General features: G+C 32.8%; 13 protein-coding genes. 5 read left to right on the top strand and 8 right to left on the bottom strand.

The annotated features are described in order from the left end of the window. Positions 1 to 169: 169 nt before the first annotated feature. Positions 170 to 2,305: a DNA topoisomerase III gene (locus LQ617_RS11885; RefSeq protein ID WP_239740464.1), complete on the bottom strand. Its 2,136-nt coding sequence runs from the start codon at positions 2,303 to 2,305 to the stop codon at positions 170 to 172. A 142-nt stretch (positions 2,306 to 2,447) separates the two neighbouring features. Between LQ617_RS11885 and LQ617_RS11880 the strand changes: the two genes are divergently transcribed. From LQ617_RS11880 to LQ617_RS11870, 3 genes are all read left to right on the top strand, one after another. Then, complete coding sequence (locus LQ617_RS11880; RefSeq protein WP_239740463.1) at positions 2,448 to 3,320, top strand: GNAT family N-acetyltransferase; 873 nt, start codon at positions 2,448 to 2,450, stop codon at positions 3,318 to 3,320. Positions 3,321 to 3,481: 161 nt separating this feature from the next. Continuing rightward, a complete protein-coding gene (locus tag LQ617_RS11875; RefSeq protein ID WP_037589021.1) occupies positions 3,482 to 4,339 on the top strand; it encodes a GRP family sugar transporter in 858 nt (285 codons plus the stop codon). A gap of 30 nt (positions 4,340 to 4,369) precedes the next feature. Continuing rightward, positions 4,370 to 5,155 carry a glucose 1-dehydrogenase gene (locus LQ617_RS11870; RefSeq protein ID WP_037589022.1) on the top strand — a complete coding sequence of 262 codons (786 nt, stop codon included), beginning with the start codon at positions 4,370 to 4,372 and terminating at the stop codon, positions 5,153 to 5,155. A 53-nt stretch (positions 5,156 to 5,208) separates the two neighbouring features. Here LQ617_RS11870 and LQ617_RS11865 read toward each other — a convergent pair whose 3' ends face one another. Together LQ617_RS11865 and ybaK are read right to left on the bottom strand one after the other, a co-directional pair. Beyond that, positions 5,209 to 6,120, bottom strand: a complete 912-nt coding sequence (locus tag LQ617_RS11865; RefSeq protein WP_206179987.1) for an AEC family transporter — start codon at positions 6,118 to 6,120, stop codon at positions 5,209 to 5,211. 104 nt (positions 6,121 to 6,224) lie between these two features. Continuing rightward, a complete protein-coding gene (gene ybaK / locus LQ617_RS11860) occupies positions 6,225 to 6,707 on the bottom strand; it encodes a Cys-tRNA(Pro) deacylase (RefSeq protein ID WP_025906804.1) in 483 nt (160 codons plus the stop codon). A 45-nt stretch (positions 6,708 to 6,752) separates the two neighbouring features. Between ybaK and LQ617_RS11855 the strand changes: the two genes are divergently transcribed. Then, positions 6,753 to 6,920: an SE1832 family protein gene (locus LQ617_RS11855; RefSeq protein WP_049320027.1), complete on the top strand. Its 168-nt coding sequence runs from the start codon at positions 6,753 to 6,755 to the stop codon at positions 6,918 to 6,920. A gap of 9 nt (positions 6,921 to 6,929) precedes the next feature. Further along, positions 6,930 to 7,256, top strand: coding sequence for a membrane stabilizing protein MspA (mspA, locus tag LQ617_RS11850; RefSeq protein ID WP_224658791.1), 327 nt, complete (start codon positions 6,930 to 6,932; stop codon positions 7,254 to 7,256). A 69-nt stretch (positions 7,257 to 7,325) separates the two neighbouring features. On the opposite strand, the gene LQ617_RS11845 is transcribed toward mspA, so the two are convergent. From LQ617_RS11845 to LQ617_RS11825, 5 genes are all read right to left on the bottom strand, one after another. After that, positions 7,326 to 8,486 carry an aminotransferase class I/II-fold pyridoxal phosphate-dependent enzyme gene (locus tag LQ617_RS11845; RefSeq protein ID WP_239740462.1) on the bottom strand — a complete coding sequence of 387 codons (1,161 nt, stop codon included), beginning with the start codon at positions 8,484 to 8,486 and terminating at the stop codon, positions 7,326 to 7,328. A gap of 467 nt (positions 8,487 to 8,953) precedes the next feature. Further along, positions 8,954 to 12,118, bottom strand: a complete 3,165-nt coding sequence (locus tag LQ617_RS11840) for an efflux RND transporter permease subunit (RefSeq protein WP_126477765.1) — start codon at positions 12,116 to 12,118, stop codon at positions 8,954 to 8,956. A gap of 125 nt (positions 12,119 to 12,243) precedes the next feature. Then, positions 12,244 to 13,494, bottom strand: coding sequence for a lipid II:glycine glycyltransferase FemX (locus LQ617_RS11835; RefSeq protein WP_048541317.1), 1,251 nt, complete (start codon positions 13,492 to 13,494; stop codon positions 12,244 to 12,246). 378 nt (positions 13,495 to 13,872) lie between these two features. After that, positions 13,873 to 14,628 carry a VOC family protein gene (locus LQ617_RS11830; protein WP_239740461.1) on the bottom strand — a complete coding sequence of 252 codons (756 nt, stop codon included), beginning with the start codon at positions 14,626 to 14,628 and terminating at the stop codon, positions 13,873 to 13,875. Positions 14,629 to 14,646: 18 nt separating this feature from the next. Beyond that, positions 14,647 to 15,849, bottom strand: coding sequence for a putative multidrug effflux MFS transporter TcaB (locus LQ617_RS11825; RefSeq protein ID WP_239740460.1), 1,203 nt, complete (start codon positions 15,847 to 15,849; stop codon positions 14,647 to 14,649). Positions 15,850 to 15,909 lie beyond the last annotated feature (60 nt).

Below are 15,909 nucleotides of genomic sequence, written 5' to 3'. Positions count from 1 at the left end.
CAATACTTTTTACGAACATTTATATAATTAAATTTATTTATGTTCGTGTTATAGTTCGGTTTTTACGCTTTATAACCCGTGACAGTACGCTTCTAGCCAACTCAATTGCTGCTAATAGATTAAAAAAACTGAGACATCACACGATGCCCCAGTCTCTATACATATTATGTTAGAACTTCAATCCTTTTAAAGCGTCTTTAAACGGATTGTTTTCTACTTCTTCAGTTTGCATATATTTCTTCATTTCTTTTTTGCCTATTTTGCCTGATTTTCTGTTTTTAAGTCTTTCGTCCATATGCTCTTGTGTTTCTGTATGACCACATACACATCTATAAGTTGCTTTTTTACCTGTACCATACAGTGTAAGTTTCTTCTTACAGTTTGGACATCTGGCATTTGTTTGTCTTTGTTGATTCTTCTTAGTCTTACATGTTGGATCTTGACACACGAGCATTTGACCATTTTTCGTTTTAACTTTAAGCATAAATTTACCACAAGTCGGACACTCAGTCGTTGTGATATTATCATGTTTATATTTATCATCACTTTCTTTAATATCCGCAATGATTTCTCTCGTAAAGTTTCTCATTTCATTCATGAATTTATTTTTAGAATAATTTCCTTTTTCGATTTGAGTTAACTTCATTTCCCAATCTGCCGTTAATTCTGGTGATGTCAGTTGTTCAGGTGCTAAGTTTAATAATTGTTTACCTTTAGGCGTAATCTTAATTTTACCTTGCACCGCTTCTATTACATTAGAACTATATAACTTCTCGATGATATCCGCTCTTGTCGCAACTGTTCCAATACCACCTGTTTCATTTAAAGTTTGAGCCATTTTCTTATCTTTAAGTTTAAAGAAATGATGTGGTGATTCCATCGCTTTAAGTAAAGTTCCTTCATTGAAGTACGCAGGCGGTTCTGTATCTTTACTAACGACATTCACATTTTGTATGTTCACATGCTGCTGTTCTTCAAAAGGCAAAGCTTTCACATGCGCCTTTTCTTCATATAGTTCTTTAAAGCCTAATTCAACTGCTACTTCTTGTGTCAGTTTAAAAGTTTCCCCTTCACATGTTAATGTCACAGTTGTTTCTTCATATTGATATGGTGGTAATAATACTTCTAAAAATCTTTCAGCCACTAGCATAAAAATTTTCTGTTCTCTAGGAGATAACTGATCAAAGTTAGGTCTCACTTCTGTTGGTACAATCGCATGGTGATCTGATACTTTCTTATTATCAACAAAATGTTTACCCGCTCTAATTGGTTTTTTAAGCAATGGTACAGCATGTGATTTAAGTGGTGTAGCACTTAATGATGATACTCGTTCTTTCAGAGAAGAAACCATATCATCTGTTAAGTAGTTAGAATCTGTTCTAGGATAAGTCAGTATTTTATGTTGTTCGTACAATGCTTGCATTGTATTCAACGTTTCTTTCGCACTCATTTTATAACGTTGATAAGCTGTTTGTTGCAAACTTGTAAGATCGTATAACTTTTGAGGATACTTTGTTTTTTTCTTCTTCGAGATATTTTGGATAATACCATTTTTATTTTGAACTTGTTGTTTAACTTGTTCTATTAAATCAGCATCAAATGTTTTATCTCCGCTCTTACTCAACCATTTAAATTTATAACCTTCTACTTCAATATTCATCTGATAATACTTTTCAGGTTTAAATGATTGAATTTCTTGTTGTCTCATTTGTACAAGATTTAAAGTTGGTGTTTGAACACGACCACATGATAATTGTGCGTCATATTTTGTTGTTAAAGCTCTAGTCGCATTTATACCAACAATCCAATCCGCTTCACTTCTACATAATGCTGCTTGATATAAATTGTTGTATGCTTCACCAGGTTTTAAATTTTGAAAGCCTGCTTTAATTGCTTTTTCAGTAACTGAACTGATCCATAGTCGCTTAATTTGCTTTTTAACTTTTGCTTTTTCAATAATTAACCTTGCAACAAGTTCACCTTCCCTACCAGCATCTGTCGCAATAATAATTGAATTTACATCGTCTCGTTTCATCAAATGTTGAACTGTATTAAATTGGCTTCTTGTTTTCTTAATTACAACATGTTTCATATAATCAGGAATAATTGGTAAGACATTTAAATTCCATTCTTTAAATTTCTTGTCGTATTCTTCAGGCGTAGCATTCGTTACAAGATGTCCTAATGCCCAAGTAACGATATAATTTTTATTTTCAAAGTAACCTTTCTTCTGATCATGAATACCTAATGCTTTAGCTATGTCACGACCTACTGAAGGTTTTTCTGCAAGAACTAATGCTTTCATTTCTTTTCACCCATTCTTTTTTACATTCGTACTATTATAACATGAATAAAAAGTGTTCTAAAGGCATGAAAAACTTTTATAAATTTTCGATTAATCGTATAATGGAATAAAATAATCGTTGAATATTAAAGGAGTGACTATCATGCAAATACTGCCTCTTAAAGAAATCGATCCGATAGCTTCTTATTTACACGAAAAAAACAGGCAAGAAACTAATTACGTGACACATATACCTCAGTCAATAGAACAGATTAAGAATGACTTAATCCATAAATTTGATGAAACCACCTTCTACTATATAGAAGACAATGACACCATTACCGGGATATTAGGATTTGAGCGTGTAGATGACGAGACTGCAAATGTATGGGGGCCAATCGTTAATGATACAAATGAGGAAACGTTAAATGCCTTAAAAGAAATATGGGAAACACTTTTAAACGATCATCCAAACATTAAATATTGCCACATTTCGCTACATAAAGATCACATTTTAAATAATAGTAAACTGAAAAGACTACATGCGGGATATGTAGAAACACAATATACATTAGAAATTCAACAACCACCTTTACCAATTGATAAGCAACACCAAATGACACCATACAGCAAACCTTATTACTATGCCTTTAATAAATTGCATTCCAATAGTTTCAAACATAGTGATATAAGTGCTGATGATATTATAGATTCACTAGACGATAATCATGCGCTTTATTTATATATAGCTGAAGGTCTTGTTAAAGGATACATCTATCTATCCATAGATATACCTGAGAAATTAGCCACAATTCCTAATTTAGCTTCTCACCATGATTACAGAAAACAAGGCATCGCGTTTCAAATGATTCATTTCGCGACGACAGAAGCATTTAATCATCAAGATGTCGAAACAGTTCGTATCTATGTAGATAGTAAAAAGCATGAACAAATACAATTATTATATGAAAAAGTCGGTTTCCACATCGTCAACGAAACACATCATTTTAAATATGTGAGACCGTACGACGTTTAACTTTTAAACTAAGCCCCATGAATGTTTATTGAGCATTCATGGGACTTTTTTAATAGTAAAATTACATTGTGAGCTATATGTTTTACAATAAAAAAGTTTCGGGCGTATAATACTTGGGTAGTTTAAATAATACAAATAAATAGAGAAAGCGAGTCTTGTGTATGGAATACCTTATAGCGCTATTACCAGCATTGTTCTGGGGAAGCGTCGTATTAATCAATGTTAAAGTTGGTGGAGGTCCTTATAACCAAATTTTAGGTACAACAATCGGGGCTTTCATCATCGGTTTATGTCTATTCTTCTTTGGTGATGTGCACTTTACATTCACTACAATTATTATCGGTATGATTTCTGGTGCTTTCTGGGCACTTGGACAAGGATTTCAACTTAGAAGTGTAGACTTAATTGGCGTTTCAATAACGATGCCTATATCTACAGGTTTACAATTACTTGGAACAACATTATTCAGTGCTGCATTTTTAGGAGAATGGTCAACAGGTACGCAAGTTGCACTTGGCCTATCAGGTTTAGTGTTACTGATTATCGGTGTAATATTTACATCTGTTCAGAAAAAAGGTTCTGGAAATAGCGGAAATACTAAAAAGCTTGGTAAAGCTATTCCAATATTACTCATCTCTACTGTCGGTTATGTCGTATACGTTGTAATCGGCCAAGTATTCGGTGTTGAAGGTTGGGATGCATTATTTCCACAATCTATAGGTATGGTAATTGGGGGTATTATTTTATCATTCAAACATAAACCTACTGTTAAACATACGACACTCAACTTATTGCCAGGGATTGTATGGGCATTAGGTAATATGTTCCTATTCATTTCACAACCAAAAGTTGGTGTCGGAACGAGCTTTTCATTTTCACAAATGTTAGTAATCGTTTCTACTCTAGGTGGTATTTACCTATTAGGCGAACAAAAAACAAAACGTCAAATGACATTTATTTGGATAGGTATCGTGTTAATCATTATTGCAGCATTCATTATTGGTGCAGCTAAAGGGTAAACTCAATATATAAAAATAGGAGTGTTTAATATGTATGAAGATTTAAAAGATAAAGTTGTCATTGTCACTGGTGGTAACAGTGGTATTGGTAAAGCAACTGCTGAACGATTTGGTAAAGAAGGATCAAAAGTTGTCATTGGATATTTAGATCACGTTGAAGAAGCTGAAAAAATCGTTCAATCTATTAAAGATTCTGGTGCTGACGCGGTTGCAATTAAAGCAGACGTTTCAGTAGAAGCAGATATCAAGAACTTGATTCAACAAACACATGAAACATTTGGTCGTATAGATGTGTTAATCAATAATGCTGGTTTCGAAAAACCAATTCCATCTCATGAAATGAGTTTAGAAGAATGGTCTAAAGTTATCGATATCAACTTAACAGGTGCTTTTATTGGTAGTAGAGAAGTCATTAATTACTATTTAGAGCATGATATTAAAGGTCAAATCATCAATACTGCAAGTGTGCACGATGTTATTCCTTGGCCAAACTACGTCAATTACGCTGCAAGTAAAGGCGGCTTAAAATTGATGATGGAAACTTTATCTATGGAATACGGTAAAAATGGTATAAGAATTAATAATGTTTCTCCAGGGGCTATTGTTACAGAACATACTCGCGAAAAATTCTCTGACCCTGCCACACGCGAAGAAACATTAGAAATGATTCCATTACATGAAATTGGTGAAGCGGATCAAGTTGCAAATATTAATGCATTCCTAGCTTCAGAACAAGCAAGTTACATTCACGGTACAACAATATATGTTGATGGCGGAATGACAAACTATCCTGCTTTCATGGGCGGTAAAGGTTAATATATAACAAAAAGCGTTTGGATGCGAAATCCAAACGCTTTTTTAATGTTTAATTAAACAAAGAAAAATTGATATACATATAAAATGACGATTGATATAACAATACTTAAATTAGTAGCCATGCCGACTATAGGTAAAGTCTTATATTTAAATGTAATGGCATAAGATAATACTGAAACACCTATAGGTAATAACCAACCAATAAGTAACGTCGTTTTGATCATTGGATCATCAACAGGTAAGAAGAAATGAACAAGTAATCCCATTACTAAACCAAAGCCATAATGAAATGCTAAGTATTTAACAACGATCGGTAAGTATGCTTTTTCGATTTTAAAATTCAAGAATAAACCTAATAAGATCATGGATAATGGCATATTCGCATTTGCAATAATTTCAAAGAAATCAATCGCTTTATCAGGTACTTTAATGCTCATTATATTTAAGATAAACATAATCATATATGTCATAAGTGGTACGGTCTTTAATAAATTTAAACCCATTCGTTTAAAGTCGAATTGATCGCCACCATCATTGAAGTAACTACCAACAAAATATGTTACACCGAACATAATGATAGCTGTACCAATGTCTAACATACCAAAGTATAATAAACCATTTTTAGGCCAAATTTGTGCGACTAATGGATATGCAAACAGTCCAATATTAACTGAAGCGGCCATCATGCCCACAGTACCTCTTATTTGATTATTATATTTTTTCTTGAATAACCATATGATTAGTAGCTTTGCTATAATGCCGTACAATAGCATTAATATAGGAAGCCATCCTAAAGATAAATCTAAATCAGATCCATTTAAATTTACAATCACTAATGAAGGCAAAGTAACATTTAGTACAAGTGTTGCAAGTACATTACCATCAGAAGCTTTAAAGAATTTAAGCTTCTTTAGAACGTATCCTAAAGCAATTAATAAAATAATCATTATAAATTTTTCTGTCACTTTATCACTTCTCTCATTAAACTCACATTTATCTATATTAACAACAGTTTAACTTCTATGCACACTTTTTGTTTGAAATATTAATAAATTATACTAAAATTAGTTTAGTTATATTTAATAATATCATCAAAGCTTACATCAATCACTTTGGCTAAATCTGCTGGATCAAGTTCAATCTGATAGCCACGTTTACCTGCACTGACGATAAACGTAGATAATGATTCAGCATTGATATCAATTACGGTTTGATATGTTTTTTTCATACCAATTGGAGAACAACCACCTCTTACATAACCTGTAACTTTGGTGAGTTGATCAAGTGGTAAGAGTTCTAATTTTTTCTGACCAACAGCTTTACTAGCTTTTTTCATATCAAGATGTTCAACGACTGGAATAACAAAGATGAAATATTCGCGATTCCCATTTGTTAATACAAGCGTCTTATACACTTGATGTTCTGGTTTCTGAATTAATTGCGCAACTTCATGACCATCTAAATGATCTTTTCCTATTTTAAATTCATGAGTATGATAAAATATATTATATTGATCTAAGATGCGCATCGCATTGGTTTTAACTTTTTTCAATTTATCACCTACTTCATAGCTATTTTATAAAAAGGAGTGTTTAAAATGGATTTAAACCAACAACTTTCTGAACTTAAATATGATTACATACGTATACAAAATGACCTAGAAAAGAGAGAATCTACTGGTCAAGCAACCGACTTACTTGAAAAACAACTTGTCAAAATCGAAGAAGAAATCAGTAAAGTTCGCGCTCAACTTGATCAAGATTAACGAAAGGAAATGACTATGTTAATTCTCATACTTTTATTATTTACCATTATTTATCTTATTATTAGTTACTTAAGTATATACCAACTACATACGATGCTTACGCAAGCTTTAAGATTTATAATGGGGCTTATGCTTATTGTCTTTTTAGGCAGTATTGTATTTAGTTTTGCAATGCAAACTTGGTGGATATTAGCTGTATTAGTTTGTCTCGTTATCAATGTTGAAATCACAGCATTTAAATATCGTATTAAAGACCAAAAAGCGATTCAACTACTCAATTATATGTCGATCTTTATATTGATCATATTTGTGATTTTATTATTTATAGTGTTTTAATACCCTAAAGCATATCGACAAAATCTCATTTATGTGAAAAAGCTGAGAATATTTATTTCTCAGCTCTTTTTATTTGTATAAGTGAGCTAGATCTTGTAACCTCTTAGCACCTTCCAATAGTTCGTCATCACTTAACGCTAATGAGATTCTGACATAATTTTGACCATTATCGCCAAATGGTATACCTGGAGCAACTAATATAGAAACCTCTTGTAATAAGTATTCTACAAATGCTTCTCCATCAAAATCTGGAGGTGTTTGTAACCAAAGGAATATACCACCTTTCATTGGTTCAAATGGTATACCTACTTCTCTTAATGACGCTTCAAATTGATCTCTTCTCGTCTTAAATATTTCATTTTGTTTAATAAGAAAATCATCACATTCATTTAAAGCGACAGTACTCGCATCTTGTAATGCACCAAACATACCGGCATGTGTGTGCGTTTGGTATTTCTTTAAAGCAGCAATCATTTCTTTGTTACCGACTGCAAAGCCTACTCTGTAACCAGACATGTTATACCCTTTCGATAAAGAAAATATCTCTACAGCTGTTTCTTTAGCACCTTCCGATTGGAGAATACTCGGATTTTTCTGATCAAATCCGAAAGCACTATATGCAAAGTCATGTATAATATTTGTTTGTGTATCTTTAAATTTGGCAATCGTTTCATCAAAAAACTCTGTATTTGCAACAGATCCAGTTGGATTATTTGGATAAGTTAAATAAATTAATTTTGTCTTATCTAAGATTTCTTGTTCTATGTCATCCCACTGTGGTAAGTATTGATGTTCAGGCGTTAATTCTAAAGAATATGGCTTAGCACGAGCGAGTAGAACACCTGCTAAATAATCTGTATAGCCTGGATTCGGTAATAATACATAGTCATTAGGTTCTACGACACAAATCGGTAAACCGACTAAACCATTTTTTGTACCATATAAAATACATACTTCCTCTTCTTTATCTAAATCCACATCATATTGTCTCTTATAAAAATCTACAATCGCTTGTTTAAACGTGTCTTTACCATGAAAAGCACCATATTTCTGATTTTCTGGCTTTTGTACAGCTTTAATAAATTCATCTACGATAACTTTTGGCGTTTCACCATCTGGGACACCAACCGCCATATTAATTAACGGTAACGGACCATGTTCAACCTTACGACCCATTGTCTTTCCAAAGTAACTGTCTGGTATTTCTGATAATAGTTTTGATATTGGCACAATAACGACTCCTCGAAATAAAATTCTTCAGACTATTTTTTGTATATGAATATATTCTATCAAAGTATGAAACACGAACAAGTATTTTCTTATTAAATTACTATGAAATAAATCATAATAGGTATATGGAATGGTTACTCAGGTTGCTTTTATTAGGATAGGCAGCTCTTAGTTACACTTCTCACGACTTTTGTTACTATGGCCGTCCTTAGTTACAATTCTCGCGACTTTTGTTACTATGGACCGCCTTAGTTACAATTCAACCGACTTTTGTTACTATGGCCGCTCTTAGATACAATTCCCTCGACTTTTGTTACTATGGACGTCCTTAGTTACAATTCCCTCGACTTTTGTTACTAACGGCCTCCTTAGTTACAATTCCCTCGACTTTTGTTACTAACTTAACCAATATATTTACTACATACAAAAACCCCTCCTTGTCTCACAGACATAGAGGGGTTAATCATCTATTCTATACGTTCTTTTGGTCTTTTAAATATTGCTCGCTTAAATTTCATAATGATTTCATATGAAATTGGCACAACTAATAGTGTTAATAATGTTGAAGAAATTAATCCACCTATTACTGTAATTGCTAATGCTTTTGAAATAAGAACAGAACTTCCGCCACCAAATAATAGTGGTACTAATGCTCCGATTGTCGCAATAGCTGTCATTAAGATAGGTCTTAAACGCGTGCCTGCTGCTTCTATTAATGCTTCTCTTGTAGTCATGCCCGCCTCTTCCATATTAATCACTCTATCTATTAATACAATCGCATTCGTTACAACAATACCAATCAACATTAACATACCAATCATACTTGGTACGGATATCGTTTCTTGTGTAATTAACAGTCCTGCGATTACACCAATAATAGATACTGGTAATGAGAATAATATTGCAAATGGTGCTAATCCACCTTTGAATGTTAATACGATTACTAAATATACGATTAGAATTGCTGCACCCATTGCAAGCAACAGCTGTTCTATTGCTTCGTTGATGTCATCATTTGTACCGCCAACATTTAATTCAACATCTGTTGGTGTATCAATTTTAGAAACTTTTTGATTAACATCTGTTGTTACTTTAGCAACATCGTCTGCAGTGATTTTCGCATCTACAGAAACAGAAATTTTGTCATTTTCTCTTGTAATTGTATCTGGTGAAGTTGTTTTCTTCAATGTCGCAATATCACTTAGTTTCACATCTTTACCTAATGGAGATGTAATCTTAGTATCTTCTAATTTCTTCTCTGACCAATCTGTTTCTTCTTTCTTAGTCAGTTTAACATCGATAGATTTACCATCATCATTTAATTTAGTAACAACTTTTTCTTGTGTAGTTTGATTAAGCGTCATAGCAATTTGACCAGCTGAAAGTCCTAATTTGCTCGCTTTATTTTGATCGACTTTCACATCGTATTGCTCATAAGATTTAGAAAGGTTCGAACTTACGTTTTCTACACCTTTAACTTTCTTCATTTCTTTCTCTACGTCTTTAACTGTACCTTCTATTGCTTCAGTTGATGGACCTGATACTTTTACAGATACTTCGTTCGCTGTACCGCCAGTAGAGAAATCTTGTTGTTTCCATTCACCTTTATGGTTGAATTTACCGATATGATCCATAACTTCTTTACCGACATTATCCCAGTTAGGTGTATCTTTATCGTATTTAACCATTAAAGCCATGTCATTTTTGGCAGAAGGATTAAATGGATTTTCGCCACCTACACTATATTGAACGAATTCTACGTTTTTATCTTTTGATAAATATTTCTCAGCTTGTTCACCGTTTTTAACAACTTGATCTTCTTTTTCACCTGGTGAAGGTTTATAAGTTAGTGCTAACATTTTATCTTCACCTGTATCGATAAACGACTTACCGATATATGGCGTAAATACAAGTGCAATACTTGCGATAACAAGCACGATACTTAATACAATAACAAGCCATTTATGATTTAAATTCCATTTTAAAATGCCTTTGTATTTATTTGCTAACCAATGTCCTCTTTCTTTCTTAGCTTTCTTAATTCCATTTCTAAAGAAGATGTGTGAAAGAACTGGCACAATTGTTAATGCGATAAGTAGTGAAGCTAATAAACTAAATGCTACTGCTAAAGCAAATGGTCTAAACATTTCTCCAATTTGACCAGTTACAAAAGCTAACGGTAAGAACACGACAATTGTAACGATTGTTGAAGACATGATTGGAATAAACATTTCTTTCGTCGCACTTGTAATCAGTTTACTACCTTTCAGTTCTTCACCTTTATCCGACATGCGTCGATAAATATTCTCTATAACAACAATGGAGTCATCAATAACACGTCCAATTGCAACTGTTAATGCCCCTAAAGTTAAGATATTTAATGAAACATCCATCGCTTTTAGACCAATGAGTGCCATTAATAATGACATTGGAATAGAAACCATCGCGATAATAGTTGATTTAATATCTCTTAAGAAGAACATAATGATAATCACTGCAACGATAGAACCGATTAAAGCTTTCTCAACCATTGTCGATACTGAGTCTTTAATTGTTGATGCTGTTTCCATCAATTGTACAGATTCTATGTTCTTATGATCTTTCTTATAAGCTTCAAGTTCTTTGTCTACATTATCAACGACATCTACTAAATTGGCATCTGTAGATTTCGTTACTTGAAGCGCTAAAGCATCTTTACCATTTGTTTTAGAAATTGAATCTCGTTTCTTCTCTTGTTTAACATCTGCGATATCAGATAATTTTACAGATGGGATACTTTGAGATGCGCTACTATCGCTTGATTCAGAACCCTCTTGACCTTGTTGAGCTTGCTGGCCTTGTTGTGATTGACTTGCTGCACTTTGCCCTCCACCACTTGAAGCGCCACCTGTCATAGGTATTTCTAAATCTTTCAGTGCTTTTATTGAAGTGAATCTTCCATCTACAACAATTGATTTCAAATCATCACCAAATGTATATAAACCTAAAGGTGATTCTTTCGTAGCACCGTCGATGTATTGAAGTACTTCATCTTCACTCATACCACGTTTCGTTAATTCATTTTGGTCAAATTCTAAATTAACTTCTTCTAATGTTTGACCTGACAATGATACATTTTGTACGCCGTCTACTTTTTCAAGTTTAGGTATTAAATCTGATTGCATTTGTTTTGTTACTTTTTCAAGATCGTCATCTTTATCAGAAATTGAATAACTCACAACTGGGAATGAGTACATAGACATTCTACTCATATCCGGATCTTGAACACCGTCAGGTAAATCTAACGCTTCTAATTTCTTTCTTAATTCAGTCTCAGCTTCATCCATGTCTGTTTGATATGTATATTCTAATGTAATTGCTGAAGCATTTTCTAAAGACTGACTTGTGACATTTTGTACGCCTTCTAGATTTTGAACTTCTTTTTCAACTGGTTCTGTTACATTTTCTAGAACACTTTCAGGTGTTGCACCTGGATATGGTGTCGTAATTGTTATAACAGGTGTTGTAATATCCGGTAATAACTCTAGTTTCATTTTAAACGCTGAATATATGCCGCCAAGCAAAATAATAATCGTCATAAGCAAAATAGCAAATTTATTATTCAGCGAGAACTTGATCATTTTTTGAACCACTCAATTTCCCCCTAATTTATGATTTGTAAATAATTGTATAATAATTTAACGCTAAAACATACCTTATACATAAAGAAAGCACTAAAATTTTAATAATTTAAAGTTTTAGTGCCTTAATCTTATGTCTAGTTTCTTTTGATTTTCTTTTCGATTTTTCTTTTATAAGTAACTACTGCTGGCTTAACTTTCTCGATTGCAGTATAAAGTGGTTTATTTAACACATAATCAAATTCACCAATTTTCTCACTTAAATAAGTGCCCCAAACTCTCTTGAAAGCCCATAATCCATAATGTTCATGGTCTTGGTCTGGGTTATTATCCGTACCACCGAAGTCGAACTTAGTAGCGCCTTTTTCTTTAGCAAAACGCATCATTTCAATAATCATGCGGTGATTTGGTAAAAATTCACGATATTCATTTGATGACGCACCATATAAATAATACGATTTCTTACCTGAGAAGATTAAGATACCACCAGATAAATACACGCCATCTGGTTTTTTACTTTTTAACTCTTCCATTTCTTGAATTCGTTTTTCAAAGTTACCTAATTTTTCATCAGCATCATTTAACTGATTAACGACTTTCTTAGTTTGTCTTCTATTTGCTAATTTTTCTTTTTCTTCAAGTAGTGCATCACGTTCTTTAAATAAGTCTTTTAAGACTGTATCTGGCACAACTTTAACTAAGAATAATTCACAGTCGCCATCTGGATGTAAATGATCATAAATATTCTCAAAGTATGAAACATCTCTTGTTAAGAAATTGTCTCTCTCGCCTGTTTCTTCCATGATTTTTGCAAAGATTTTTAAGTCATCACGGTTACCAATAACTAATTCAGTACCTCTTTTTAAAGAGTTTCTAACACGTGAGCGGTTTCGTTTATCAAAGCTTTGCATTAAGTCTTCTTCAGGTTGATCGATTTTTGTGATCATCGTCATTCTAGGTTGGATATATTTCTTACTTAATCCATCTTCAAAACCTTTATGTTCAAATCCTAATGAAGTTAAATATTCAAGAACACCTTCAGATTGATCCACTTCTATATCTGGGTCAATTTTAATGGCATAACTTTTCTCATTACGTGCGATTTCTTTAGATAATTCAAAAAGTACTTTAACAGATGTTTCGTCTTTATAATCAACAACAAAACCTCTAGATATGTAACATAATGTATATGGTAGCTTTGGCACTTTCTTAAATAAAAGTTGTGCTACACCTGTTATCTTTTCACCATCGCCCACTGCTATACGACGAGAATACCAACCTGTAAGCTTTTTGGATTCTGCCCACTTTGTAAGTTGCAACATATCACCATTTGGATGTTGCTTTACAAATTCATCATGTTGCTCATGAGTGATATTCATTTTCTTTATCGTCATTTATAAATCTCCTTTTTATCAATTCGTCTTTTAATTATACAATGAAACGTACTATAATTTCACGCAAAAGACCAATATTTGTTATACTTGTCATATAAAACATACAGTTAGGATTGAAATATATGAGACAACTTGTTCTAACGCTTTTTATTATTATAAATATCATACTGATTGCGGTCAGTCTAAATTTTGATAGCACAATTAATTATTTAAGCTATCGTATCATAACTGTTGCCTTCACCTTGCTACTAAGCATCGTCTTTATTCTTGAGAACGCACGCAAATCTATATTATTTATAGCCATTATAAGCGCCTTAATTGCACTCGTACATTTAGGCATTATTGTTCAAAGCGTCTATCTCAGTGTTTATGCTAATTAGCTTTGAATTCGTAACACGCGCCTTTAAATAAAATGCGCGTGTCTTTTTTTATATTTGTTGATGAGAGTGATAATGTTGTATATTTCTCCTCTACATCCTCTGTAAGTTTAATGACAACATCATCTTCTTTAAAGCTTAACTTAACATATTCTTCGCTTTTCTCAAGCTCTTTCAAACCATACCAAGATTGCCAATTTTGACTCGATTCATGAAGATTCTTCACTTGAATCGTCACTTCATCGATCGATAAATCATCATGAAAATGAGCTTTTAAAGATGCTGCTCTTTGTTCATCACTTTCTCCCCACTGAATGATGAATGGTAAATTTAAATCTTGCTTATCATCTAAATATAGTAATTGCCATTGTATCATAGTGCCATCCGGTTTCGTTCTCGACATTTCAATTGGACCTACTATATCTATATCAAATTGCTCTAGATGAGTCTTCACGTTATCGATATTTTGTGTTCTAAGGCAGATTCTTTTAAATCCTTCTTGTACATGCGCATCTTTAAATGTATTCGCAAAGCTTAATCTGCCTTCTTCTGTTTGAGCATATGAACGTGCTATATCTGCATCAAAGACATCAATCCACTCTATATAATGTAAATCTATATAACTTAATTGATTGTAGGTTCCTAATTGCGTATGTTTACCACCTTGGATGGCTTGTATATATTGATGTGGAAATTCAATTGATTCTATACCATCTACATAATGAATAATATGATCAAATTTTAAATTCATGTTCATACCCTCCTACTTTTAAGCTGCTCTTTTAAACACTTTACTATTAACGAAGAATAAAATAATCAACAATATTGAAACGATAATAATCGTCAGGACATATGGATATACTTCATGTTCTCCTTTTATACCCACTAATGGCGAAACGATACCACCGAATAGAAATTGAGATAATCCTAATAAACTCGCAGCACTTCCTGCGCCACCTTTATTGTTAGCCATCGCAATGGAAAAACCTGTCGTACCAATTGCAGATACTGGACTAACGAGTATAAAGAATCCAATCATTAATATCCAAATTGATAAACCATTCATTAATGTGATTGAAACGATAATCACACCTATAATTTGAATCATTCCGAATAAACGCATAAGTACATGTTCATCATAATAGTCGACTAATTTATTAATAATTTGACCTGACAATATTAATCCAAGACCATTAAAAGCAAACATACAACTAAAAGCTAATGGTGAAATATGATAGACAGATTGCGTTATGAATGATGAAGCGGATATGTAACTAAATAACAACGCGTATGTACAACCTTGTATAAATAAAGGCATTAAAAATTTTGGACTTTTGAGTAAATTTTTAAAGTCTGTTAGCACTTCACTGATTCTACCTGATGAACGTTCTTCTACAGGTAATGATTCTGTCAATTTTACTGAAGATAAACTAAACATAATAAAGCCGAATATCGTTAATAAAATAAAGACTACTTTCCAAGTTGAAAATGATAATATAATACCACCCAATACAGGTGCTAAAATATGTGCTACACCATTAACAAGCATTAATATCGCTAAGAATTTCGTTAAAGCTTTACCTTTATATAAATCACTGGAAATTGCCCGGGAAATAACTGCCCCTGCCCCACCAGTAAAACCTTGTACAAATCGTAATGCCATCATGACGTATATATTAGGTGCAAATACGCATAATATTGAAGCAACTGTATAAACAATTAATGCAACCATGAGTGGTCGTTTACGTCCTATAAAGTCAGATAGTGGCCCGACAAATACTTGTCCAACTGCTAAACCAACCATAAAGAGTGTGAGCGTCAATTGTGTATTTGACGTTGTAGTATCAAAATCACGACTAATTTCTGGTAATGCTGGTAAATACATATCTATTGAAAATGGTCCAAATGCGGTTAATAAACCGAGAATCACGATTAAAAATAATGAAGGCTTAGCCATCTTTTGTTCGTTCATGAAATACGCTCCTTTTATATCTATTACCTAATATTATTGCTTAACAATTTTCAAATAGCA

Origin of the sequence: Mammaliicoccus sp. P-M59 (assembly GCF_022386135.1) — a bacterium.
In the GTDB taxonomy this organism is placed as follows: domain Bacteria; phylum Bacillota; class Bacilli; order Staphylococcales; family Staphylococcaceae; genus Mammaliicoccus; species Mammaliicoccus sciuri_A.
Note: the sequence above shows the minus strand (reverse complement) of the source record. Positions and strands in the feature narration are given on the sequence as shown.